Origin of the sequence: Streptomyces yokosukanensis (genome assembly GCF_001514035.1) — a bacterium.
In the GTDB taxonomy this organism is placed as follows: Bacteria; Actinomycetota; Actinomycetes; order Streptomycetales; family Streptomycetaceae; genus Streptomyces; species Streptomyces yokosukanensis.
Genome location: NZ_KQ948233.1, coordinates 47796 through 70937 on the forward strand (window position 1 = coordinate 47796; position 23142 = coordinate 70937).

Here is a 23142-nt window from a genome sequence, read left to right on the forward strand (position 1 = left end):
GATGTAGCCCTTGCGGTGTCAGCTCGAGCGAACTCTGCTCCGCGTTGCGGGCGCTGCTGCGACGGTGAAGCTCCGTCCCACCGGAGGAAACGGAGTTGTGCATGGCGCCCCGTTCCGGCTCCGGGGCGCCGGAGCTGACCGCGAAGGTCGCCCGCGGCCCCCACCTCCTGAGTGCCGTCCGGGACAGGACGCGCTTTGAGATGGTCATCAGCTTCCGTAACCCCTCTGGGCGCACACCCGCCACCCGGACCGCCGAACTCCCCATCGGCGTCTTCACCCCCTTCTACGCCGAACGCGGCATCTTCATCCCTGAGTGGTCGACTCCGGGAGTCCTTCGGGAGGTCGACTCCCGTCCTTCAGGATGTGCGTCCGGGCAAAACAGATGCCGCAGACTACACGGCGACGTAATGTGTGATCCCGTCTGCTGTCTATTACCTGGCCGTTGGTGCGGCCACAGCTTCGGGAGGGCTTGATGGTTGCGGACGTGGTCAGGACTTGGGTGGCGGGCTGGGCCGTGTCCCGGCGGACTCCTCCGCCTGTCGAGAAGCCCTGGGGGTTCTATGTCGAGGTGGCCGGCAACGCCGGCGAAGTGGGGCGCCATGTCCTGCCCGAGGCCGAGGAGCTGTTGGTCCGCAGCGCCGCGGCCTCGGTGTGCGTGCCGCGGACTTGGATGAAGATGCCCGCGGAGCCGCAGGAGATCGAGTCCTGGCTGCCCCAGGGGTGGGTGGTGGCCTGGGAGGAGACCGGCCACCTGATGGCCGTTGACCTGATGACCACGCACCCGGTCGCGCCTGAGGGGTACACCACGACCATGGAGACCGTCGGGGCTGTCACCTACGCTCGGGTGCTCGATGCGGCGGGTGAGCAGGCGGCCCAGGGGCAGATGGCATCCCTCGGGGAAGCCGTGGTGGTGGACCGGGTGATGACCGAGGAGGCCCATCGGCGGCGCGGGCTGGGCGACTTGGTGATGCGTACGCTTGCCGACCACGCTCTGGAGACGGGGGCGGTCCTCGGGGTTCTCGGCGCGACCGACGCCGGGCGCGCGCTGTACGAGACGCTGGGCTGGAAGAAGCACGCGACGCTGGCGGAGTGCGTCTACCGGCCCTGAAGCAGGAGCACCGGCCGTACCCGCAGTGCCCAAAGAGTGCCCAACAGCCCTCGGACGTCGCGGTCCTGGCCTTCACGCAACTGCGGTGAGGGCCATCTCGTCCCCCCGCGTGCTGATGGCGCGGAATGCCGACGCCGGCCACAACGGGACCACATCAGGAGGAATCGCCAGCTCGGACGGGGTGTCGACTGTTGCTCGCGCCCAGAGACCGTCGGCACTCCCGCCATGACTGAGAACGACTCCTTGCCGCCGCGCCTGCGTGCGTGCCGCTGTCGCGCAGCCCTGAGCCCTCGTGCCCGCCTGAACCAGATGGTCGCCGAGCCCGCCCGGGAAACGGGCGCTTACGGCCGTGCAGAGGGTGATCGGACGAAGGTCACCGGTGGTCTCAGAACCCATCTTTGAACCTCACGGAGCGGTGGAGCGCCCGGGGCGATGACGTGACCTGCTGGCTGATTAGGTCTTCGGACGAGGTGACGCTCGTGCGTTGGCCCGCCCCTGCATCGGGTTGCGGTGCCCAACCATTAAGCACTCGATGGCCGCTATCGACATGCTAGGACCATGCCGGCCCGAGCCGTGTGGTCGGCCAGGCTGTGCTACTGGCCGACCACACCAGGGTCCAGAGATGTCAGACCTTCGGGTCAGAGGAGGTGGGGATGCAGTCGGAACCGTTGCTGATGAACATGGACGACTCGTCCTGTACGCCCACTCCGACTCACCAATTGGACTGGGGCAGCGTGCCTCCAACCCTGGCCATCTTCGGGTCCGGCACGTCGGGCCTGTAGCCGGCCTTTTCGAAGCGACTGCGCCTTCTTCACCACCGACTTGGGATCGCTGCCGCCACCTCCTAGCGCTCCACAGCCCGTTGTCGTCGCCAACGCCACCACGGCGGCGGCAGCAGCTCCCTTCGACAGCGATTCCCTCATCTTCACAGCTCACTACTTCGGCCAGGTGCAGGTGCCCGTGTCGGTTTGGCCGCCTTTGCCGGCGGTGGTTGCCGAGGCTGCCAAGTCGTCGCTGTTGTGAGGGAGTTGACTCCCGGGAACCTGCAGGACGTTGCCGTGCGCGGTCCAGTGGTCGCCGGTGGCCGGGTCGACGAGGCGAGTGGTTCCGGCGGTAGTCGGGCTGATGACGACGATGCCGGTGGCGCTCTTGAGGCAGCCGACGCTGGCCGCGGTCTCGGGCGTGTTGCTGTTCTCGTAGTTCGAGACGAGCGTGTTGAACACGGATGCCTTGTGGACGCCGACCTCGATCATGCCGTCACGGTTGTGGTTCAGATAGCCCTGTCCTTGGGGGTATGACACCTCCTGGTCAAGCACGGCCACCTCGTCCCCGCCCCCATCGGGGGTGCCGCGCCACAGCGGACGCCAGATGACCTCCGAGGCGGGCCTGAACCTGTCGATGCCCGGCCCGTCGCACAGCAACGCCCCGGCCGTCCGGCGGATGTACTCCTGGTCCAGGGGCGCGGCGCCGTGGTACTGGTTGTGGTCGGCCAGGTAGGTCAGGCGCACGGCGTAGGGCCAGCCCGGGCGGTAGGCGAACGTCGCCGTCTTGTCGCTGCCCTCTTCGAGGGTGTTGTCGGCCCTGATCAGTGCCCCGTAGCCGCAGTCGCCCTGTGCGTCCACCAGATCGGAGCTGCCAATGGCGGCCTTGAACTGCGGTATCGGTGCGGTGAGTCCGTCGGTGACCTTCAGTGGCCGCCAGGTGGCGTCCTTGCCGCTGATGCCCTCCACTTGCAGGTGAGTCAGCCACGGCGGCACCGCCAGCGGGAAAGGCTCGCCGGAATCGGTGTTCCAGTTCAGCGCCAGCGGAGGAGTCTCCATCGCGACGCCATCCGCCCGGGGGTCGGGCGCGGTGTAGACGGCCTTGACCGGCACGTTCCCCGTGGCGTAGCGCAGCAGCTGGCCCCCGCTGTCGACAAGGGTGACGCGTGGCAGGCCCGGAACCGTGCCGGAGAACAGGACCTGACCCGAGGGCTCGTACAATCCATAGTACGGCGCGCTGCGGCTGTCCTGGCCGGTCGCGATGAGCCTGGAGTGCGGGCCGTAGCCGCCGGAAAGCCATATCTCCATCGCCTCATGGCCCGGTCCGCGGTCACCGGCCCGGTTGCCCAGCGTCGGCCAGACGTCGCCGTTCTTCCAGTCCCGGGCATGCGTCCCGGTGACCACGACCGGCTGCGAGGCCGGCACAGCCGGCGTGTACGTGAGGTCGGGCCGCGCGGCGAACCAACCCCCGGCGAACGCCCCCGCCACTGCGGTCATCGCGACAGCGGCGCTCCATCGCGGATGCCGCCGCCACCACGAACCCACCACAGACAACCCGGTCCCCCTGGAACCGGCTTCTGCCGAGCTGGAATTTCCGGAGTCAGCGGGTTCTCCCGGGCGCTCAGTCTCGGCCCCTTCACCCGGTATCGACGCCGCATCGATCCCGTCCGACGAGTCATCCATCCGCTTACCTCTCCCCGCTGTGCACACTCTGCTGAAACGATGGAAGATCGTACTCGCGCCCTCACAGGCCTCCTTCGCCCCGCTGACAATCCGCATTCAGCGGATGCGGGCACGTGCCACCACGGCGCGTGGAGCACTGAAAAGCTCTCCGCAAAACTCCCTGCCACATCCCTGAGACTCCACTGCCTGGATGGCCCGATGCGCACCAGACCGTCGAACGAGGCGCGAGAACGAGATCATCAGAGGTTCATAGATGGGTTCTCAGCAACGAACGCTCAGCGGATGAGGCCCCGCTGGGGACGGCCGCCGAGCGTGACACCATCGGCGGCACGGACGCGCCCTGGAACCCCGAGTATCTCCGCAAGACGGCTGAAGCCGTCGCCGAGTTCAAGGAGGCGCTCGAGGCGTTCCTGTCGCTTCACGTAGAGACGAAAGAGGCCCCTTTCAGGGCATGTCCTACAGCCCTTTGTGAAGGCCGTCAGTTAGCCGGCAGAACTGGAACCTGAGAGGTGGGGCAGGTCAACCTGTGACCCAAACCTGCAGCAGACCCGCCAGGGCAAGGGGCGGGGCGAGCTGTCCAGGGTGGGCGAAGCTCAGTGCATCGCGCCGCCGAAGGCGCCTGATCCGCACATTCCATAACTGTTCGTCCGGACGTCCGGGGGTCTGGGGGTGGGCGTCCCGACCTGGGGCGGAGCGGTTCGGTCGCCGAGCCTCGGACGGCCCCCGACGGGGGTGAATGCAACCGGAACTGCAACCAGAACTGCAATCAGGACAGGGTGTGTTCCGCCTGGCCAGGTGGTGTCGAAGCGCGTCACAGGGATGGCACCACACGGTACCGGCAGGGCGGTCCCGCCGAGTTGGACGCCTTCCGGATCCTGAGGGAGAAGATCAGGGTGCTGCCGCGTCGAACAGGCTGGCGCGGGCGGCGAGTAGGGCGGCGGCGGCCGCGCGGTGGGCGGCTGGTTCGTCGAGGGGCTCGCCGGTGATGAAGAGTCGGTGGTAGAGCGGGGCGGTGGCCGCCCGGACCAGTTCTACCGGGTCGACGCTGGCGGGGAGTTGGCCCCGTTTCACGGCGCGCGTCACGATTTCGGCGGCCTGCTGGTGGCGGGCGGTGAAGAAGGCGCTGAGTGCCGCCGCGCCGAGGGTGGAGCGGAGGGCCGCGCCGATCAGGGCGGTGGGGGTGGTGCGCAGGTCAGGGTCGGTGAAGGTGGTGTACACCTCGAGGGCCAGCAGTTGGATGTCCTCGTCTACGTTCCCGGTGTCGGGGATCGGCCAGGGTTGGTCGGCGGAGAGCGCGAGTGCGTCGGCGATCAGGCCGTCGACGCCGCCCCAGCGCCGGTACACGGTGGCTTTGTGGACGCCGGCGCGGTGGCAGATCGCGTCGACCGTGAGCTGGTCGTACCCCTTCTCGGTGAGCTCGGCGAGTGTCGCGGTGACCATGTCGGTGCGGACCCGGGCACTTCGCCCGCCGGGCCTGGTGCCTGTCTTCGCGGCCTTCGGATCATTAGGCAAAGTCGACTCCAGTCGCTTTAGGGCTTGCATGCGGGCAGGTGTACTGCCAGAATACTAATGCGACGTAGGTCGCGTTAGTTGTTGCAGTGAAGGAAGGACTCAAGTCATGACCGCGTCGATCCCGAACCCGGAGGCCCTGCACCCGCTGCCCGGGCAGGACCGGGTGGTCCTGCTCCGCCCGCTGGTCACCGACTCGCGGATCGAGGTCGGCGAGTACACCTACTACGACGACCCCGACGGCGCGACGGAGTTCGAACGCCGCAACGTGCTCTACGGCTACGGGCCCGAGCGGCTGGTGATCGGCAAATACTGCGCGATCGCCGCCGGCACCCGCTTCCTGATGGCGGGCGCCGCCCACCCCACCATGGGCGTCTCCACCTTCCCGTTCACCATGTTCGGCGGCAGCTGGACGGAACGGACCCTCGACCTGGTCACCGGCATGCCCAGCCGGGGCGACACCGTGATCGGCAACGACGTCTGGATCGGCTACCAGGCTCTGATCATGCCGGGCGTGCGGATCGGCGACGGCGCGATCGTCGCAGCCGGCGCGGTGGTCACCGCCGACATCGAGCCGTACACCGTGGTCGGCGGCAACCCCGCCCGCCCGATCCGCCGCCGCTACGAGGACGTCGACATCGAGCGGCTGCTCCGGGCGGCGTGGTGGGACTGGCCGGTGGAACTGGTCACGGAGCACCTGCGCACCATCATGGCGGGTACGCCCGCCGAGATCGAGCGGATCGCGAAGGAGGTCACCACATGACCGTGGAGACGCGAATCGACGGCATCGCTGTCCTCGACCACGGCGGGGAAGGGCCTGATGTGGTGCTCCTGCACGGCGCCAACCGCACGGCGCTTGACTGGGAGCCCGTCCGGCCCCACCTGGCCGGCCTGCGGCTGGTCGCCATGGACCTGCGCGGGCACGGACGTTCGGCATCGGCGTCCTCGTACGAATGGGAAGACCACCTGGCCGACGTGGACGCCGTGGTCCGCGCGCTGGGGCTGCGTAGGCCCTGGCTGGTCGGGCACTCTCTGGGCGGCATGATCGCCGTGCGGTACGCGGCGTCGAGGAACTGCGCCGGCGTGGTGGACCTGGACGGCTTCGGCGGCGGGGTGTCCACGCTGTACCCCGGGCTGACACCCCAGGAGGTGCGGGAGCGTCGAGCCGAGCAGATCGCCCTCTATGCCGGTGCCCCGGCGGTGACGGATCCCGGGCAGGCCGAGGCGCAGGCGCGGGCGATGGCCGAGCGCTTCGGATGGGACGCGGACAGCGAGGCGGCGCGTGCGCGGCGCGCCGAAGGGCGTCCTCTTCCAGGTGAACTGCCCGCGCTGATGGCCCCGCTGGAGGGCTACGACCTGTTCGCCGAGGTTCGCGGACTGCGCGTACCGGTGTTGCTCGTCGCAGGCGCGCGTACGCCGGACCTCGACCACCTCCCGCAGCGCGTCAGGGAGTTGACCGAGGCGCTGGTGCGCGGCATCGGACGGGAGCTCGCGGCGTTGCCGGATCGCGTCGGCGCGGTCCGGCTGGAGTCGGCCGGACACATGGTCCATCTCGACGAACCAGCCCGGGTCGGCGAGCTGATCCGAGAGTTCGTGCAGCCGTCCGGGAACTGACTGCGGTCTTGGACAGCCGCTCCTGCGGCATCAGAACAGGTGCCTGCTTTCCCACCCATCCACCCACCGTCGCGGCGGAAACTGCAACCACGGAACGATGAGGTCCCGGACTGCATGGCTGTCCGGAACCTCGTTCGCCCAGGCGAGCAGAGGCGGAGGGTACGAGATTCGAACTCTTGAGGGGTTGCCCCCAACACGCTTTCCAAGCGGGCGGATCGGCTCAGTACCGGTTGTTTTCAGAGAGGTTCTCATCATGAATGAGGAGTCGCCGGCATCTGTGCCTGTGGAGAGAGATACCGACCATGTCCCTGGTTGCGTCCACTAGGGGCCTTCACGTGTGACGCATGTGAAATCAAGGAGCAAACATGCTCGAACTGCGTGAAATCGAATGCCTTATCACTCTCGGCGAGCAGCTCCACTTCGGGCGGACGGGTCGCAAGCTGCGCATCTCGCAGTCGCGGGTCAGCCGCATGCTTCAGGATGCCGAGCAGAAGATCGGTGGCCAGCTCTTCGACCGGACCAGCCGGGAGGTGCGGATGACCGCCCTGGGGAAGCTTCTGATCGACAGACTGCGGCCGCTGTACGGAGAGTTGAACGACGTGTACGCCGATGCCGTCGCCCTGTCGCGCGGCGCTACGGGCACCACGCGGCTGGGGTTCACTGGTGCAGCAGGCGGGGGATACGCGGCTAGGCTGATCCGGGCGGCACGCACGTACGCCCCTGAGTGTCACGTCGTCCTGCGCGAAGTGCCGTGCGGCGACCTCCTGGGGCCGCTGCGACGCGACGAGGTGGACCTACTGGTGGCCCGACTACCCGTGATCGAGGCCGACTTGACGGTCGGTCCGGTGCTCGGCACGGAGCTGCGGGTGCTAGCCGTCGCACTCGACCATCCCCTGGCGAACCGGAGCTTCGTCCGTATCGAGGACATCGCCGACGAGACGGTCTTCCGTCTTGCCAGCACGGCGCCCGACTACTGGCAGGACCACCAGGTGCCGTTGGTGACCCCGGCCGGCCGCACCCTGCGGCTCGGGCAGGAGGTGCAGACCTGCCAGGAGATCCTCTGCCTGACGGCGGCGGGCCAGGGCGTCGCACCGCTGGCCAAGTCGGTGGCGCGCTACTACGCCCAGCCGGATGTCGCCTTCGTCCCCATCCAGGATCTGCCGGCGACGTCTGTCGCCCTGATCTGGCGCACCGCCGAGGAGAACGCGCGTATTCGTGCCCTCGCCTACTGCGGCCGCCAGATCGGAGGCGAACAAGACGTCCTGGAAAGGATGTCGGCCTAGAAGCCGGCCCGGAAGGAGCTGACCACGCCGTCGTCGGTCACGCGGGCCATTTCGGCGAACGTCCCAGCATGGCCAGGATGCGGTCCAGCAGAGGGCCGCCGTCCGGCACCAGGAGGCCGGGCCTGAAGGACGCGCCCGGCTCGCGCCGATTCTGCCCGTCCGGCACTTCCTGCGCGTACGGCAGGACGGCGGCGAGCGTCTCGTCGTCGAAGTGGGCAGGAACGCCCAGGGTGGCGGCGACGTCCCAGCCGTGCACGACGTAGTCGACGAAGTGGAAGCCGATGGCGGTGCGGGCCGGGAACATCTGCCCGCCCCGCACCTCCGGCAGCCAGAACTCGCCGTCGAGCACGCCCTCGCGGGCAAACGCGGCGGTGACGCGTGCCGAGGAGGCCCGGAAGACCCCCGCCGGATCGTCGTCCACGACGCGGTCCGCCCAGACGGAGGCGTCGGTGACGTCCCCGTCGGCGGCGGCCGCGAACCCGTGGTTCTGGCCGGCCATATGGGCCAGGAGTTGCCGGAGCGACCACTGCGCGCAGGGCGTCGGCAGGCCAAGGTGCTCGGGCTCGACCTGCTCGATGATCGCTTCGGTGACCTTCAGTGCCTGGCGGTTGAAGGGACGGATGTCAGTCATCACACTCATCTCGTGTATGGGTCACCTGGGCAGGGAACGGCTCTGGCCCCGGAACTCGGCGATCACCGTGCCGTCGGTTCGGCGGACAGCGACGTCGTAGATGCCGTTCGTACCGAACCGGGAGCGCTCGACGGCCTCGGCGACGAGTTCGTCACCGGCCGAGGCCGGGCGGAGGAACACCACCTGAGCCGCCTGCGCCACGGTGGTCGCGCCCCGCGTGTTGCAGGCGTAGGCGAAGGCCACGTCGGCGAGCAGGAACAGATAGCCGCCGTGGGCCGTGCCGTGGCCGTTGACCATCGCGGGCGGCAGGCGCAGATGGGCGGTGGCGCGGCCCTCCGCGACCGAGTCGATCCTGATGCCGAGCTCCTGGCAGGTCCGGTCCGCGCGGTACATCGCGTCCGCGCGGCTCTCCGGCGTCTCCTCCACCTGATTCCCCCCAGTGGGAATTGACGATGCCTCAGTCAACGTATGCCTGCAGGACCTCGGCCGCGGCACGCTGCCCGGATCGGATGGCGCCCTCCATGAGCCCGAAGAACTCGGTGCTGGTCTCGGTGCCGGCCCAGTGGATGCGGCCGTGCGGCGCGGCCAGGTGCGGACCGAAGGAGACCCAGTCTCCGAGGCCGAACAGCGCCGCGTAGCAGCCCTTGCTGTACTCCTCGCCGATCCAGTCCGTGATGTGGTGGGCGATCGGCTCGGGCAGTTCCGGGAAGAGGCGCCGGGCCTGCGAGACGGCCGTGTCCCGCTGCTCCTCAAGGGTCAGGGCCGTGTACTGACGGGCCTCGCGTCCCGTGACGAACCCGGTTAGGATGCCGACGCCGTCGCCGGGCGGGGAGTCGTCCACCGTGGACAGGAGTGGACCCTCGGCACTCACCGACCAGCCGGAGAGCCCGTGATCGCGCCAGAGCGGGCGCGGGTACACGAGGTGCACCTTGACGGCACAGCCCGGGACGGTGGTGGAGCCGGCGCGGCGGAAGGGCAGCCCCGGACGGTACTCGATGGAGTCGGCGAGCAGCGGGGGCACGGCGATGACGAGGGCGTCGGCCTCGTGGACGCCCCGGTCGGTGTGCACGCGCACCGTGGAGCCGCGCTCCTCGACCACGCGCGCGGGCTCCCCGAGAAGGACCCGGTCCCCCAGCTTGGCGGCGAGCAGTTCGCTCAGCTGATGGGCGCCGCCGTCGACCCGGTCCTCCTGCGCGCCGCCCGCGAACGCGTTGAGATAGCGGATGCCGCCGCCGGACTTCAGATAGAAGGCCATGTGCAGGACGGATACGTCGGCCGGGTCGGCGGCCATCATCTCGCCCAGGAACAGCGGGAAGAACAGCCTGGCGTCGGCGTGGTCGACGTGATGCCCGACCCATTCCGCCGCGCTGATCCGGTCCAGGCGCTCGGCGTCCGGGGTGAGCCACGGAGCGTCGGCGCGGACCAGCCGGGTTACGTCGTCCAGGGCATCGAACAACTGGCCCAGGGCGACGGCGCTCAGGGGCGGGAACCGGCCTTCGCTGCCCTGCGGGCCGCCGCCGAGGGAGAACCTGCTCCGGCCGTCGGTGGTGGTGGGCGTGGTGACCAGGCCGAGCCGGGCAATGAGGGACTTCAGCGTGGTGTGACGCTCGCCGAGGTAGGCGGCGCCCGCATCCGCCCACTGGCCTGGGGCCACCTCGATGCCGTGCGTACGGCCGCCTACCCGGTCGCGGGCCTCCAGCACCGTCACCTGCCGCCCCGCGGCGGCGAGTGCGGTGGCGGCGGTGAGCCCGGCGAGCCCGGCTCCGACGATGAGGGTGGTCATGCGGTCAGGCTCGCAATCAGCTCGGCCACGCTCCGTGGCGTGGGGGATTTCAGGAAATCGGTGATGGTCAGCTCGGGGCCGAGGTCGCGAGCGATGGCGCTGATCACCCGGGTGGCGAGCAGGGAGTCCCCGCCCAGGTCGAAGAAGTCGGACTCGGCCTGCACGGCATCCGTGTCCAGGACACGCCGATAGATCGCGGCCACCTGTTCGATCGTGCTGGCCTCTGCGGCGGGCATATGTGTTCTCCTCGTGTTCGCCGGCTCAGGCGCCGGTGGCGTAGCGGTGGTGGGTGCGGCGACGGTCGACCTTGCCGCTCGCGGTGTGGACCAGCTCCGGTACCACGGTGATGCGGTTCGGCCTCAGGTGGCTGGGGCTGTGCCGACGCAGATGGACGTGGAGTTCGGCCACGAGATCGGCGCTGTCTGCTTGGCGGCTCGGCGTCACATAGGCGACCACGATGGTGTGATCACCTGCGGGCACGCCGGTGGCAGCGGCGGACGCGACGGCGGCGTGGGCGCAGAGCTGGGCCTCCACCTCGGCCGGGTCGACGCGGATCCCGCGGACCTTGATCTGGTCGTCGAGCCGCCCTTCGTGGTGCAGTTCGCCGTCGGCTGTGCGCCGGACCCGGTCACCGGTGCGGAAGAACCGCCCGCACGCGAGGACGGGAAAGCGCTCCGCGGTGGCCTCCGGGAGGTCTAGGTAGCCGAGAGCCAGGGCGGGCCCGCCGATGAGGAGTTCACCCTCTTCTCCGATCAGCTCCTGCACGTGCGGCAGAGCCCGGCCGATCGGGGCGGAGCCGTCGCCGCGCGGCCGTGCGCCCGGGCCGTGCAGGTCGGCGACGTGCGTGACCAGGGTGGTCTCCGTGCAGCCGTAGGTGTTGACGAGCCGGATCCGGTCGGTGCCCGGCAGGCTGCGCCAGTTGTCGAGCCGGGCTCTGCTCGTCGCCTCGCCGCCGATGACGACCGTACGGATGCTCTCGGGCAACGCGATGCCGGCGGCCTCCACCATGTGGTGGATCAGCTCGTGCCAGAAGGCCGTGGGCAGGTCGAGCACGCTGACACCGAGGCGGTCGAGCATGCGCAGGAACCGGGGCATGGAACCCGCATAGGCGTCGTCGTCGAAGACTAGGGTCGCACCGCGGGTGAGGGCGGGCAGGATCTCCTCGAACGAGGTGTCCCAGTTCAACGAGGCGAACTGGAGCACCCGATCGCCGGGGCGGACGTCCAGCAGCCCGGCCAGGGAGTCGACGGCGGCGGCGATGGCCGCCCGAGGAGTCACCACCGGCTTCGGCTTTCCGGTGGAGCCGGAGGTGAACAGGACATAGGCCGGGTGGTCCGGCTGCGGCGGTACGAGGTGACCTTCCGGTTCCGAGGCGCCGCGGACGTCGGGGAGTTCGGGGCCGAGGACGGGCGGGCCGAACCGCTCCGGGTCCGGCCGCACGGCCAGCACGGTCCGGCACCCCGCCGTCTCGGTCAAGATCTTCTTGCGGTCGGCTGAGAATCTCGGGTCGATGGGGCAGTAGGTGCCACCGGCGGCGAGAACGCCGAGGAGTGCGGCGACGGTGTCCGCGCTGCGGTCGGTGAGCACGCCGACGGTGCCCGGCCGGGGGCCGAGGGCGGCGGCCACACGGTGGACGCGGGCGCGCAGATCGCCGTAGGTCGAGGGGCCGGTGCCGTCGATCACGGCGACGCTGTCCGGGTGCCGCTCGGCGGTGCGCAGGAAGAGATCGAGGACGTCCGGGGCGTTTTCAGGCATGGTGAGTCTCCGGTGGTCGGTGCCGATCGGCGTCGGTGGCGCGGGCGGTCGGACGGGTGTGCCGTGGGCCGGACGGCACGGTGCCAGGCACCTCGGTGGCCGCCCCCTTCTCCCGGCGTTCCTGGACGAGGAGTCCGGCACAGGCCGCGACGGCCAGGACCATGACCGAGACGCTGTACACGGTGGTGGTCGGGCCGAGCCCGAACTTCTGCACGGCGAGCCCCGCGATCACCGCAGGCACACTGAAACCCAGGTAGCACACGACGTACATGCTGGCCATGAGTCCGGCGCGCTCGTCGGGCTGGGCCAGAGGCGCGATCGTCTGGAAGGCGCCGAGGAAGCCGGTGCCGAATCCGTAACCGGCGATGACGATGCCGACGAAGAAGAGCGCCGTGGAGGGCAGCGCGAGCGCGCCGAGCGTGGTGCCGATGCCGACGAGGAAGGCCACGAAACCGAGCGCCATGGTGCGCCGCGGCGGCTGGTTGCGGCGCAGCAGCGAGCCCAGGGCCCCCGATCCCGTCTGGGCGAAGATGACGAGTCCGCCGACGAGGTGGCCACCGAGGTGGAGCGTACGAGCCGCGATGGACGGGCCGACCGACATGTACAGCCCGCCGACCGCCCAGACCGCGAACAGGGAGGGCGCCACGGTGAGGAACAGCGGGCGGATCCGGCGTGGCACCGCCATCCGCGGTACCAGCGACGCCGCCGTGCCGGGCCGTCCGGGGGAGGTCTCCGGCAGCAGTGGGACGACGAGCGCCGCGAGCGCGAACCCCACCAGGAGCAGCGCGTAGACCATGGTTTTCGGCGCGGGCGCGTACTGGACGAGGAGCCCGGAGCCTAGGGCGCCGAGGGCCAGGCCGACGATGGGCGCCAGGCTGTTGACCAGCGGGCCGAGGCGGGGCCGGTTCGGGGGCTGGAGGTCGAGGAGGGCCGAGCTGGTCGCCCCGGTCGCGGCGCCTGTGGCAAGGCCTTGCGCGGCGCGCGCCGCGAGGAGCGGGCCGACGCCGTCGGCGGTGATGAACAACAGCATGCTCACCACCTCGACGACCAGGGCCGCCCCCAGGACCTTGCGGCGGCCGATGTGGTCGGAGAGCTTGCCCACCATCAGCAGCGCCACGAGCAGCGCGATCGCGTACATCGCGAAGATCGCGGTCAGCATGCCGGCGGAGAACCTCCACTCGGCCTGGTACACGCCGTACAGCGGCGAGGGCGCGCTCGACGCGAAGAGCAACAGGCACTGGACCGTGGCGATCAACCAGAAGGAGGAGCCTCGGGAGAGCCCGGGGCGTCGGGATGTGTGGCTCATGAGGTTTCCTCCCGTGCCTGGCGGGTCAGTACGCGGGTCACCAGGTCCTCGGCCGCACCGAGATACCCCTCGGGAGCCAGCAACTGCTCCACATCGGCGGGCAGATGGCCGCGCAGCTCCGGGTGTTCGTCCAGCGCCTCGGCGAAGGTGACCTCGCCGTTGGCGGCCCGCTGTGCGCACCCGGCCAGGACACGCTTGCTCTCCGCCTTGCCCAGCCGCGAAGCGAGTACCGCGTTCAGGCGCTCGGCGACGACGGCACCTTCGGTCAGCTCCAGGTTGCGCCGCATGCGGGCCGGCAACACCTCCAGGCCTTCTGCGAGTTCGGCGGCCGTCAGCGCGGCCCCCGCCGTGAGCCGCAGCGCCTCCCGCAGCGGCTGCCATTCCGCGTGCCAGGCACCGGGCGCCCGCTCGTCCTCGGCCAGCATGCACTGGGCCAGCACCGCGCTGTGCAGAGGGACCTGGCGGGCGGCCGACACGACCAGGGTGGCGAGCACGGGGTTGCGCTTCTGGGGCATCGCGGAGGAGACGCCGCGGCCCTCGGCGGTGGGCTCGACGACCTCCATGATCTCGGTCCTGGACAGCGTCTGGACGTCCAGGGCGAACTTTCCGAGCACCCCGGTGACCTGGCTCAGTGTCCCGCCGATGGTGCACAGCGGGGTGCGCAGACTGTGCCAGGGCACCGAGGGTTCGACGAGGCCCAGCTCGGCGGCGAAGTGCTTGGCGAGTTCGAGACCGTGCCCGCGCCGGCCGGCCGCGGTGTCGCGCGCGTACTCCTCGTATGCCGCCAATGTCCCGGCGGCGCCGCCGAGTTGAGCCGGAAGGGAGGCCGCGGTCTGGCGCACTCTGAGGGCCGCGTCGAGTACGGAGTCCAGCCAGCCGGCCGCCTTGAGGCCGAACGTGGTGGGCACCGCGTGCTGGGCGAGTGTGCGCGCGGCCATCGGCGTTGCGCGGTGCCGCCTGGCCAGGACAGCGAGCGCGGCGGCCACACGGGACAGGTCCTGGCCGATGACCTCCAGGGTGTGGCCGACGAGCAGCATGGCTGCCGAGTCCAGGATGTCCTGGCTGGTGGAGCCCAGGTGGACATGGTCGGCGGCGGCGGGCGCCACCTCCCTGACGGCCGCCGTGAGTTCCTGCACCAGGACGACGACGGGGTTGGCGGCACCGCGGGAGCGCTCCGCGAGCATCGGCGCGTCGATCCGCAGACCACGGGCGACCTCTGTGATGACCTTGGCCGACCTCGTCGGAATCACCCCGAGCTGTGCCTGCGCGCGGGCCAGCGCTCCCTCGACCTCCAGCATGGCGTCGATCCATGTCTCCTCGCTGAGGTCCGCGGCGGCCCGGCTGCCGGCCCAGACCGGGCTGAGCATGCCGGAGTCCGTCCCGGCTGCTCTTTCGTGTGGGGGGAGGTGAGCAGGCACAAGTGTCTTCCTCTCTCTTTTTCTCGGTGCCGGAGGCCGGTCACCAGCCGGCGCCGACCAGGGCGGCGGTCCGGCGGCGCTGTTCCAGGTCGACGGTGAGGCACTCGCGCGCGATCGCGTCGGCGTCGCCGAGGATCACGGAGTCGACCCCGGGCCGGATACCCGCCGCCGTGGCCCAGTGCGCCGCCTCGGTCGGCACGCCGTACGCGAAGCGGTAGGGGTGCGGCTGCCCCGCCGCGTCCACCAGACGGTTGGGACGCGGAGTGACGGCCAGTCCGCCGGTCTCCACATGCCCGTCCGTGCCGGTGGGGATGAGGTAGGGGCGGCAGGCCCCGCGCTGGACCAGTTCCCGCAGGAGGGGGTCGGTGGTGCGCCGGATGTCGAAGTCGGGTAGCCGAGCCTCGATGAGCGAGGTCACCAGCCGCCCGGGCCCTGGGACCGCGCCGGAGCTGACGACGAAGCCGTCCGGTGCGGCCGTGACCTGCATACCCGGCCCCACCATTTCCACGACGCCCGCCTCGATCAGCGCGATCAGCTCCTCGATCCTGCTGAGCGGTGGTCCGATCGACACGAAGGCGTTGAGCGGCGTGTACCAGGACTGCAGCCCGTCCCGGTAGGACTCGCCTGTGATCCCTGCGTGGTCCACCGCCAGACGCACCTCGTTGCGCAGGTCACGCAATACGTCGAGGGCGGCCTTCAGGGGACTTCCCACGTTGCCGTCCCGAGCCTCCGCCACGTCCCGTCGCAGGTAGCCGAGGAGCCAGTGCTGGTACTCGGCAGGGTCGGCGAAGAAGCGATCGCCGTACGGACGGGCGATACGGTCCCAGTCCCAGTGCTCGCCCGGCCCGATCCCGTAACGCCTCAACGCTTCCTCGTCCTTGAGGCGGCTGACCGGCAGCGTGGTGTACTCGGCCAGGAACGCCTTGGCATCGCCGGGGCCCAGCCGCCGGGAGATGAGCGTCGCGTAGTAAACCGCAGTGACCTCGCGGTCGATCAGCGGCCAGATGTGTCGCTGGAAGTCCACCTGTTCGCCGTTCTGACGCCGTTCGCGCAGGGCGGCGATCCGCGCGGGAGTCAGGACGGCGGGCATGTGCCGGCCGAAGGGTCCCTTCTGGTTCTCGCCCCGCGCGTGGTACGGGACGCCGCGCCGGGACCCGGCGAGGATCCTGGGCTCCTTGCCGGACGGCCGGTAGTGCAGCGTGTCGTCCGCACGGTGGAACTCCCCGCCCCGGCCCACGGTCAACAGGGCCATCACATCGAAGAAGTTGAGCCCGAGCCCGCGCAGTGCGACCTGCTCACCAGGGCCGACGAAGGCCAGATCGGCCTCCGCCGGGTTGCCGGGCGACAGATAGCCGAGGCCGTGGGCACGGGCGTGCTTGCGCAGCGCCGACAACTCCGTGCCGACAGGCACCGGCATGTCCGCGTGGCCCTGCGCGAGCACGACGCAGTCCAGGAGGAGGCCGGTTCCGTCGTCCAGGGTGAGGACCTGCGCACTCGTCTCGGTCTCCGTGAGCCGCACCGCACGGTTGCGGTGCAGCCGGACGGAGATGTGCTGCGGTGCGGCGCCGACCAGGTGGTCCACCACCCACGCGAGGTAGTGGCCGTAGAAGGCCCGGGACGGATAGGTGTCCGGGCCGAGGTCCGCCGCCTCGTCGCGCACGCGGTCCGGCACCGTTCCCGAAGGCGCCGCCGGAACCACGGACTTGGCCCACTCGTACAGGCTCGGCCCGGGGCTGATCGGCCCCTCGCAGGTGACGCTCGGATCGGTGAACATGGTGACCTGCGAGGCCACGGTGTTCATGAGGAGTTCCGCCGGCTGTACGGTGTGCCAGACCCGGCCTCCGGTCCCGAGATACGGGTCCACCACGTGGATCACAGTCGGCTGCCCGGACTCCGCGCCGTTCGCGCACAGGCGCTCGACCACGGAGAGTCCGCGCGGCCCCGCGCCGATCACACCGACGGTTCTGGTCCGCTTGTCGTATTCCACTGCTCTCCCGTCCACTCCCCCGTTCGTCTCCTTCAGGCGGCCGAACCGTCGGCGAGGGCGGCGGCGTACCGCGTACGGAGCTCGCGCTTGAGGACCTTGCCGGTCGGGCCGGTCGGGTAGTCGCTCTCGCTCTCGGCTGTGAACATCGCCGCCAGAGAGTGCAGTCCGGCCGCCTCCAACTGCCGGTTGGCGGCGTCGAGAATCTCCTTGGGGTCGCTCAGCGGGCTGTCGGTCTGCAACCTGACGACGGCGACGGGCAGGTGCCCGTCGCCCGAGGGGCCGGGCACTCCGACCACCGCGCAGTCTTGGACCAGCTCGGCACAGTCGGCGATCAGCACCTCCTCGAGGCGCAGGCTGTACGCGGGCCCGTCGGCGGTGTGGATGACGTCGGCCGTCCGGTCCAGGTGGTAGTAGCGGCCGTCGGGCTTGCGCAGCGCCACGTCGCCGGTCAGCCAGTAGCCGGCCAGCTCGAAGCTCTTGGTGAGTGCGAGGTCGTTCCAGTAGCCGGGCGTGCGGGTCGGTGTCTTCACCGCCAGGTGTCCCACCGTCCCGTCCGGCACCTCGTTGCCGTCGTCGTCCAGAACCGCGGCCTTCTCCACCACTTCGACTGGCAGCCCGACACAGCGGTCGTCGCGTCCCGACTCCGGGGTGGTGACCTGGCCGAACAGCGCCATGCCCATCTCGGACGAGCCGAGACCGTCGATGAACCGGGAACCGGGCAGGACTGCGGTCCCGGTATCACCCTTCGGCAGCAGCCACGGCTGGATCAGCCCGGCCGGCCGCTCGCCCAGGCCGACCAGGCGCCGGATGTGCCCGTAGTGCGCCCCGTCCCCGGTGTTGAACCAGGTATGCACCTTCGCGGCCGCCTTCACCGGCAGCTCACCGGTGGCCAGTTGGACGAGGGTGCGCGGGAACGAGGCGACCATGGTCGGCTGGAAGGCCTCCATCACCGGTTCCACGGCGCTGCGCCGCCAGTCGCCCATGGTCAGGGTGGGCAGGCCGAGCAGGATCGTGGTCAGCAGATAGCTGAGGCCACCGGCATGGGTGTGCGGCATCAGGGACAGCAGCCGGTCGTCCGGTTCCGCGGGGAAACGGACCATCCGGGTCTCCTTGCCGACCCAGAACTGGCGGTGCGCCACCTGCGTGGACTTGGGGGTGCCGGTGGTGCCCGAGGAGTGGATGAGCGCGATCACCTCGTCGGCGGTGTGGCGGTACGGGTACTGCTCGGGCAGCGCGCCGGACTCCTGGTCGTGGGCGCGGATCTCGGAGCTGGGGACGATGAAGCGCGGGCGCTGCTGTCCCGGGTGGTAGGTGGCGCTGATCAGCCGTGGGTCGTCCGCCACCACCCCGGCGACCCCGACGTGGTCAAGGTAGCGCCGGGCCGTCGCGACCGGCATCGCGTCGTTGACCAGCGCGGGGATGGCGCCAAGCGCGGTGAGCGCCAGGAAGTGCAGAATCGGCTGGAGCCCTTCGGCGATGTACAGCGCCACGGGCTGGCCCGGCCGGACGCCGTTGGACCAGTACCAGCGGGCGTACTGGTCGCGGATCTCCGCCAGTTCGTGCAGGCTGTAGCCGCGCAGCGCTACATGGCCGCGCTCGTCGAGACGGTGGTCGTAGACCAGCGGCCCGTCGAGGTTGGGGTTGTGCCGCAGGGCGTACTCGAGGAAGTTTCCGGCACCCAGGTCCGGGTCGTTCATGAACCTCTCGCGTACGGCCAACGGCGCGATGGGACTGTTGTCGGTCACTCTGTCTCCCCCTGGGTGATGCCGACGGAAAGGGTGGCCGCGTCCACGGACTCCTCCGGAGGCCAGCCGTGCTGGCGCCACCACTCCTGTCCTTCGGGCTTGAGCGTCTGGATGGGGTCGTAGTATTCGTGGGTCTTCGCGAGTGCGTACGGATCGTCGCGCTCGATCGAGGTGAAGAAGTTCTTGGTCCAGTACGAGATGCCGTGCTCGCGGTCGTAGTGGTCGACCTGGTGGACCCAGCGCTTGCCGACGAACGGTACGTCGCAGACCAGACGCGGCGTCGCGAAGCCCGGCAGGTACCCCATGATCGCCTGCTGCAGCTCTTGGGCCTGGCCCAGAGAGACACGCCAGTGCTCGGCGTTCGGGATCATGTCGCAGAGGTAGAAGTAGTACGGCATGATGCCGGCGCCGTCGAGCAGCGCGAAGCACAGGTCGAGCAGCTTGTGCGGGGCGTCGTTGACTTTGCGCATCAGCACGCCCTGGTTTCGGACGTCGTGCACGCCCAGCTCGAACAGCCTCCGGGCCGCGTCGGCGTTGAGCCGGGTGACCTGCTGGGCGGTGTTGACGTGCGTGTGCACGGCCAGACTCACCTCACGCTTCCGCGCGGTCTCGGCGAGGCCGCCGACGGTGCGGCGGGCCTCGTCGGAGAGCCAGTGCTGCGGAAGGTCCATCAGCGCCTTCGACGCCAGCCGGATATCCCGTATGTGGTCCAGTTCGAGAAGCGCCGAGACGAAGGAATTCAGGCGCGGCCAGGGGACGTTGGCGACGTCTCCGCCGGATACCACGACATCGCGCACCGTGGGGGTACGGCGAAGATAGTCGAGCATCTCCTCGTAGCGGTCCGGCTGTTTCGCCGAGAATTTGAGTTTCGAGACCTGCGGAGTGGAATTGCCGACCAGGTCCATGCGGGTGCAGTGTCCGCAGTACTGGGGGCAGGTGGACACCAGTTCTGCGAGCACCTTGGTCGGGTATCGATGAGTCAGGCCTTCCGCGGCCCACATCTCGGCCTCATGGAGCGAGTCCCGGGAGGCATACGGATGGGACGGCCACTCGGCGTCGCGGTCGGAGAAGACCGGCAGCATGTGGTGACGTACCGGGTCGGCATACATGGCCTCGGTGGTCGGCACGGCGTCCGGCACCATCATGCTCAGCACATAGGGCGGCAGGAGCAGGGACATCGTGGCCCGCTCCGCCTGGTCCCGCTCCAGATCGCGGTAGAAGCCCTCGGAGAGCAGGTCGCCGTAGACCGCCTTGAGTTGCCGTACATTCCTGACGCAGTGAACGCGCTGCCACTGCGGGTCGCGCCATTGCTGGGGGGTTACCTGACGCCACCCGGGTATACGGTGCCAGTCGGGTTCGGTCAATTCCTTGCGTCGATATGAATAGGGCTGGTGAGGCATGCTTTCCCCGTGAGAATAAGGGTGGAGAGCCCAAACGGGGGAGCCGCGAATTCGCCCAGGTGGAACGGAACACCTCGGCCCCCGTGTTTCAGGCGTATGTCCTGCCGCTCACCAGGATCCTCACGCAGGTTCATGAGGTGATCAAGCGTGATATCCGCATCGCGCGATGCGTCTGGAGAATCGTCACAGGTGAGAAGCGGCGCCGTCGCATGGCGATTCATTGCGTGTTCATTTCTGCCGGGCTGGCGGGTGACATGCCGTCTCAGGCCGCACCGCCGCTGAACCGGGAGGTGTCGCTCCCCGGCCACTGAGGGGAGGGCGCCTCGCGGCGTGCGGAGTAGGGAGCCTTTCATGCTGGTGTACGAGTCGGTGTCCACCGTCGACCTCGGTGAGGACGGCTACATCTTCGGGTTCGCCGAGCACGACGGTTACCCGGCCCACATGCCGTACGGCTGGCGCTGCGGACCCGTCGACGACTCCAGCGTCGTGGTGATGACGACCACCGACACGGGCCCCTTGCAGATGACCGTCCATGTCCATGCCCCCCGAACCGCAAACCGGAAGCCAGTGGGAGCCCGTGGAAGAGGTGAGCCTGCTGTGCGACGGCGAGCCCGTCCACCTGGAACTCCTCGACCCTGGCGACGTCGCGGAGGCATGGCCCGAGAACGAGCCCGCCATCCGGATGCCGGCCTCACCTGGCACACTGCGGTGGGTGAGGATGCGGATGTACTGCAGCGCGGACGACTGCGAGCCCGGCATCGGGGATCGCGGCGAACGCCACCTGATCCAGCTGTGGCTCGCCCCGCCCACCGACCCCGTACACCCGCCCATCAGCGACGAAGACCGCCAGGCACGCACCGAGTACGCCACCGCCCTGGCACGCCCGACCGAGGGGTACGTGGTCGAGTACACGGTGCATCTGTCGGGCGACGACCTGGGCGGCTCTTGAAGGCTGTCGGTGACGCCTTCTTCGTTTGGTACAGGGCCGGGATCACGAGTCACTGCCCGTCGCCCGGTGGGGCAGTACAGCGTCGGCTGGCAGGAACGTGGCCATGGCGAGTCAACTACCGGCGGGCCAGGTTAAGTTGTCGGGATCTTCCTCGGCATGCAGGCGGGTGTCGAGATCGCTCGCCCATGCGAGGGCCCAGTCGCGCAGGTCCGCGACCTGGTGAGGGCTGGGCCGTAGCCGGTGTAGTCGGCGTCGTCCCACCATTCCGCGCCGGCGAGGCGGTCGCGCAGGTCGCTGAGGCTGAACTCGGTGCGGGCGTGGCGGCGGCCGATTCTCTCCAGGTCGGCGATGGTGGCGGGATGCGGCGTGGACGTCGATGAGGTCGCGGACCGCGCCTCGCTCGGCCAGGGCCCGGACCGTGGTGCCGATCACGTCGTCGAGGGCGGGTCTGTCAAACGAGAGGCTCTGGCCCGTAGTCGGTGGTGACGCCGAGTAGTGGTCAGGGCAGAAGGATTCGGTGGCTGAGGAGGCCGAATCCGGCGACCGTGCATCTGTCGCATGATCCTCTTGGTGCGGGTGTTGACGCCTTCGGTGCGGCCGTTGTGGTAAGGCAAGGTGAGGCCGGCGTTCACGGCGGACCTATCGATTTCGAGACCGTTGGTGAAGCTGCGCAGGTGAGGCAGGTCGATGGCTCGGGCGGTCGTGATCCACTCGGTGAGTCTCACATCGTTGCCCTCGGCCGGTTTCAGCAGGGTGGCGAAGCCGCGTACAAGATCGGCGAGTGCGGTCATCTCCGGGCAGGCCGCAGCGATCTTCTCGAGCAGGGTCGTTTCCTTCGGGCGCAGGTTCTCAGGGTCGGTGAGCAGGAGGCGGCTGGCGTGGCGTGGGGTGGTGACGGGGCGGTCGCCTTCGGCGCAGCCCTGGTTGAGTTAGCGGACCAGCAGGTTGGCGCTGCCGGTGTAGCCCAACTCCCGGATCTCTTCGAGGAGGTGGGTGACCGGGACGGCGGGTTCCTCGACGCGGCGCTGGCACAGGTGCTCGCGGTAGGGGCCGACGAGGGTGGGCCGGTAGACGGGGGCGATACGCAGGGCCTGGGGTTCGGGCATGCGGGCGTAGCGTTTGACGGTGTTCAGGGCCAGGCTGAGGCGGCGGGAGCAGTCGAGGAGGCTGACGCCCTGGCCGTGATGAGGATCTCTGGATTCGGGTCTGGGCGGAATTTCGTGATGGTCACGATCGCAGCAGCGGGCTACGGTCACCGGCCCGCGGTGCTCGACTGGCGCCTGGACCCGGTGGTGCGGATCTCCGCCGCCCGGGAGGGAGTGGCGGAGACCCAGCTCGCCACCCGACATCGTCGCGTGGGATCAGCGTGCGGCCACGAGGGCGTCATCGAAGTGGTCGTTGGTCCGGCAGCCCAGGTTCTCGTAAGTGTTGACCTTGGTCTCCGGGTCGGTCCTGAGGAGGCGGTATTTGCAGGCGCTCTTGATGTAGCTGCCTTTGATGCCGCCGGGGAAGTCGATCTCCTTGTTCCAGAGGTATGGGGACTGGTAGCCGTTGAAGTGGGCGGTGGCGTTTACGTCAATGCCGCCCGGGGCCTCGATCTCGTACACCCACCCCGTCTTCGCCGCGCCGTACGTGGCAAACTTCTCTGCGACCCACTTTTCGCAACTGGTGCTGACGTGCGCGGTGTTCTGGCCACCGCCCTTGACGATGTACTCAGCGAGCGGGGTGAGCGTCTCGCCGCGCGGAGTGAAGCCGTCCTGGAAGAGCTGCTGTACGTTCTCCCGGGTATCGCCCCGCCAGAGCGTGTTGGCGTCGTCGCGCCACTGCCAGTTCTCATCAGCCGCGGTGTGCCGCACGGCCGGGGCGATGGAGGGGGAGGTGGTGGTGCGCCACCAGTCGGACGGGTGGAACCGGCCGACCGGCCCGCAGGGCCCGGTGTCAGGGGTCGGAGCCTTCGCCGTGGTAGTGCGGTGGACGGTTGCGCTGGCAGGGGCAGCGACGGTCAGCGAAGCGGTGGCGAGGGTGGCGGAGGCGAGAACGCCCAGAGCTGCCTTCAACATGGTGAGCCCATCAGCTGATCAACAGGACGGGCCCTTTTATATCGGCGTACTGATCAAGAGCCGGCTGGAACGGATGCCGAGTCACCCTCACGGGTAAACAGTCATACCGCCCCGCCGGCCGGTGACCTGGCCGTTCCATTACGAGAGGGG

The 23142-nt window shown here is 69.5% G+C and carries 19 protein-coding genes and 1 pseudogene; 6 read left to right on the top strand and 14 right to left on the bottom strand.

Features of this window, described 5'->3' with window-relative positions; genetic code table 11:
* Positions 1–472: 472 nt before the first annotated feature.
* Positions 473–1108, top strand: coding sequence for a GNAT family N-acetyltransferase (locus tag AQI95_RS40760; RefSeq protein ID WP_067136059.1), 636 nt, complete (start codon positions 473–475; stop codon positions 1106–1108).
* A gap of 935 nt (positions 1109–2043) precedes the next feature.
* Here AQI95_RS40760 and AQI95_RS40770 read toward each other — a convergent pair.
* Both AQI95_RS40770 and AQI95_RS40775 read right to left on the bottom strand, forming a co-directional pair.
* Positions 2044–3366: a hypothetical protein gene (locus AQI95_RS40770; RefSeq protein WP_067136064.1), complete on the bottom strand. Its 1323-nt coding sequence runs from the start codon at positions 3364–3366 to the stop codon at positions 2044–2046.
* 1074 nt (positions 3367–4440) lie between these two features.
* Positions 4441–4992 carry a TetR/AcrR family transcriptional regulator gene (locus tag AQI95_RS40775; RefSeq protein WP_067136066.1) on the bottom strand — a complete coding sequence of 184 codons (552 nt, stop codon included), beginning with the start codon at positions 4990–4992 and terminating at the stop codon, positions 4441–4443.
* A gap of 178 nt (positions 4993–5170) precedes the next feature.
* Between AQI95_RS40775 and AQI95_RS40780 the strand changes: the two genes are divergently transcribed.
* The 3 genes from AQI95_RS40780 (at position 5171) to AQI95_RS40790 (ending at position 7958) form a co-directional block, all read left to right on the top strand.
* Complete coding sequence (locus AQI95_RS40780) at positions 5171–5824, top strand: CatB-related O-acetyltransferase (RefSeq protein ID WP_067136068.1); 654 nt, start codon at positions 5171–5173, stop codon at positions 5822–5824.
* Positions 5821–6675, top strand: a complete 855-nt coding sequence (locus AQI95_RS40785; RefSeq protein ID WP_067136070.1) for an alpha/beta fold hydrolase — start codon at positions 5821–5823, stop codon at positions 6673–6675. Before AQI95_RS40780 ends, AQI95_RS40785 begins: the two co-directional genes overlap by 4 nt.
* A 365-nt stretch (positions 6676–7040) precedes the next feature.
* Positions 7041–7958 (top strand): LysR family transcriptional regulator, encoded by a 918-nt coding sequence (locus AQI95_RS40790; RefSeq protein WP_067136072.1) that lies wholly within the window; start codon positions 7041–7043, stop codon positions 7956–7958.
* A gap of 37 nt (positions 7959–7995) precedes the next feature.
* On the opposite strand, the gene AQI95_RS40795 is transcribed toward AQI95_RS40790, so the two are convergent.
* The 10 genes from AQI95_RS40795 to AQI95_RS40840 all read right to left on the bottom strand — a co-directional run bounded on the left by AQI95_RS40795 (position 7996) and on the right by AQI95_RS40840 (position 19947).
* Positions 7996–8589 carry a TIGR03086 family metal-binding protein gene (locus AQI95_RS40795; protein WP_107121897.1) on the bottom strand — a complete coding sequence of 198 codons (594 nt, stop codon included), beginning with the start codon at positions 8587–8589 and terminating at the stop codon, positions 7996–7998.
* Between the two features lie 21 nt (positions 8590–8610).
* Positions 8611–9015, bottom strand: coding sequence for a hydroxyphenylacetyl-CoA thioesterase PaaI (paaI, locus tag AQI95_RS40800; protein WP_244189041.1), 405 nt, complete (start codon positions 9013–9015; stop codon positions 8611–8613).
* A gap of 31 nt (positions 9016–9046) precedes the next feature.
* Complete coding sequence (locus AQI95_RS40805; protein ID WP_067136078.1) at positions 9047–10372, bottom strand: flavin monoamine oxidase family protein; 1326 nt, start codon at positions 10370–10372, stop codon at positions 9047–9049.
* Positions 10369–10608 carry a phosphopantetheine-binding protein gene (locus AQI95_RS40810; protein ID WP_067136080.1) on the bottom strand — a complete coding sequence of 80 codons (240 nt, stop codon included), beginning with the start codon at positions 10606–10608 and terminating at the stop codon, positions 10369–10371. The genes AQI95_RS40805 and AQI95_RS40810 overlap by 4 nt, the downstream gene beginning before the upstream one ends.
* 25 nt (positions 10609–10633) lie before the next feature.
* Positions 10634–12127: an amino acid adenylation domain-containing protein gene (locus tag AQI95_RS40815; RefSeq protein WP_067136082.1), complete on the bottom strand. Its 1494-nt coding sequence runs from the start codon at positions 12125–12127 to the stop codon at positions 10634–10636.
* The gene (locus tag AQI95_RS40820) at positions 12120–13433 is read right to left on the bottom strand and encodes an MFS transporter (RefSeq protein WP_067136092.1); all 1314 of its coding nucleotides are present in this window, start codon (positions 13431–13433) and stop codon (positions 12120–12122) included. The genes AQI95_RS40815 and AQI95_RS40820 overlap by 8 nt, the downstream gene beginning before the upstream one ends.
* Positions 13430–14800: a lyase family protein gene (locus AQI95_RS40825; RefSeq protein ID WP_067136094.1), complete on the bottom strand. Its 1371-nt coding sequence runs from the start codon at positions 14798–14800 to the stop codon at positions 13430–13432. The genes AQI95_RS40820 and AQI95_RS40825 overlap by 4 nt, the downstream gene beginning before the upstream one ends.
* A 91-nt stretch (positions 14801–14891) precedes the next feature.
* On the bottom strand, positions 14892–16853 hold the full coding sequence (locus AQI95_RS40830; RefSeq protein ID WP_244189042.1) for an FAD/NAD(P)-binding protein: 1962 nt from the start codon (positions 16851–16853) through the stop codon (positions 14892–14894).
* A 17-nt stretch (positions 16854–16870) separates the two neighbouring features.
* Complete coding sequence (locus tag AQI95_RS40835) at positions 16871–18583, bottom strand: class I adenylate-forming enzyme family protein (RefSeq protein WP_067136098.1); 1713 nt, start codon at positions 18581–18583, stop codon at positions 16871–16873.
* Positions 18580–19947 (bottom strand): KamA family radical SAM protein, encoded by a 1368-nt coding sequence (locus AQI95_RS40840; RefSeq protein WP_341849504.1) that lies wholly within the window; start codon positions 19945–19947, stop codon positions 18580–18582. The genes AQI95_RS40835 and AQI95_RS40840 overlap by 4 nt, the downstream gene beginning before the upstream one ends.
* Before the next feature lie 95 nt (positions 19948–20042).
* On the opposite strand from AQI95_RS40840, the gene AQI95_RS40845 reads away from it, so the two are divergent.
* Positions 20043–20294, top strand: coding sequence for a hypothetical protein (locus tag AQI95_RS40845; RefSeq protein ID WP_159056676.1), 252 nt, complete (start codon positions 20043–20045; stop codon positions 20292–20294).
* Positions 20295–20515: 221 nt separating this feature from the next.
* Positions 20516–20932 (top strand): hypothetical protein, encoded by a 417-nt coding sequence (locus AQI95_RS45785; protein ID WP_244189043.1) that lies wholly within the window; start codon positions 20516–20518, stop codon positions 20930–20932.
* Between the two features lie 499 nt (positions 20933–21431).
* Here AQI95_RS45785 and AQI95_RS40855 read toward each other — a convergent pair.
* Both AQI95_RS40855 and AQI95_RS40860 read right to left on the bottom strand, forming a co-directional pair.
* A pseudogene (locus tag AQI95_RS40855) lies at positions 21432–22113 on the bottom strand (transposase); the annotation flags it as partial.
* A 180-nt stretch (positions 22114–22293) separates the two neighbouring features.
* Complete coding sequence (locus AQI95_RS40860) at positions 22294–22992, bottom strand: scabin-related ADP-ribosyltransferase (RefSeq protein ID WP_067136106.1); 699 nt, start codon at positions 22990–22992, stop codon at positions 22294–22296.
* Positions 22993–23142: the final 150 nt, after the last annotated feature.

Coding starts and splice junctions, on each gene's coding strand:
- AQI95_RS40760 (WP_067136059.1), top strand. CDS start 473: ATGGTTGCGGACGTGGTCAGGACTTGGGTGGCGGGCTGGGCCGTGTCC.
- AQI95_RS40770 (WP_067136064.1), bottom strand. CDS start 3,366: ATGACCGCAGTGGCGGGGGCGTTCGCCGGGGGTTGGTTCGCCGCGCGG.
- AQI95_RS40775 (WP_067136066.1), bottom strand. CDS start 4,992: ATGGTCACCGCGACACTCGCCGAGCTCACCGAGAAGGGGTACGACCAG.
- AQI95_RS40780 (WP_067136068.1), top strand. CDS start 5,171: ATGACCGCGTCGATCCCGAACCCGGAGGCCCTGCACCCGCTGCCCGGG.
- AQI95_RS40785 (WP_067136070.1), top strand. CDS start 5,821: ATGACCGTGGAGACGCGAATCGACGGCATCGCTGTCCTCGACCACGGC.
- AQI95_RS40790 (WP_067136072.1), top strand. CDS start 7,041: ATGCTCGAACTGCGTGAAATCGAATGCCTTATCACTCTCGGCGAGCAG.
- AQI95_RS40795 (WP_107121897.1), bottom strand. CDS start 8,589: ATGACTGACATCCGTCCCTTCAACCGCCAGGCACTGAAGGTCACCGAA.
- AQI95_RS40805 (WP_067136078.1), bottom strand. CDS start 10,372: ATGACCACCCTCATCGTCGGAGCCGGGCTCGCCGGGCTCACCGCCGCC.
- AQI95_RS40810 (WP_067136080.1), bottom strand. CDS start 10,608: ATGCCCGCCGCAGAGGCCAGCACGATCGAACAGGTGGCCGCGATCTAT.
- AQI95_RS40815 (WP_067136082.1), bottom strand. CDS start 12,127: ATGCCTGAAAACGCCCCGGACGTCCTCGATCTCTTCCTGCGCACCGCC.
- AQI95_RS40820 (WP_067136092.1), bottom strand. CDS start 13,433: ATGAGCCACACATCCCGACGCCCCGGGCTCTCCCGAGGCTCCTCCTTC.
- AQI95_RS40825 (WP_067136094.1), bottom strand. CDS start 14,800: ATGCTCAGCCCGGTCTGGGCCGGCAGCCGGGCCGCCGCGGACCTCAGC.
- AQI95_RS45785 (WP_244189043.1), top strand. CDS start 20,516: ATGTCCATGCCCCCCGAACCGCAAACCGGAAGCCAGTGGGAGCCCGTG.
- AQI95_RS40860 (WP_067136106.1), bottom strand. CDS start 22,992: ATGTTGAAGGCAGCTCTGGGCGTTCTCGCCTCCGCCACCCTCGCCACC.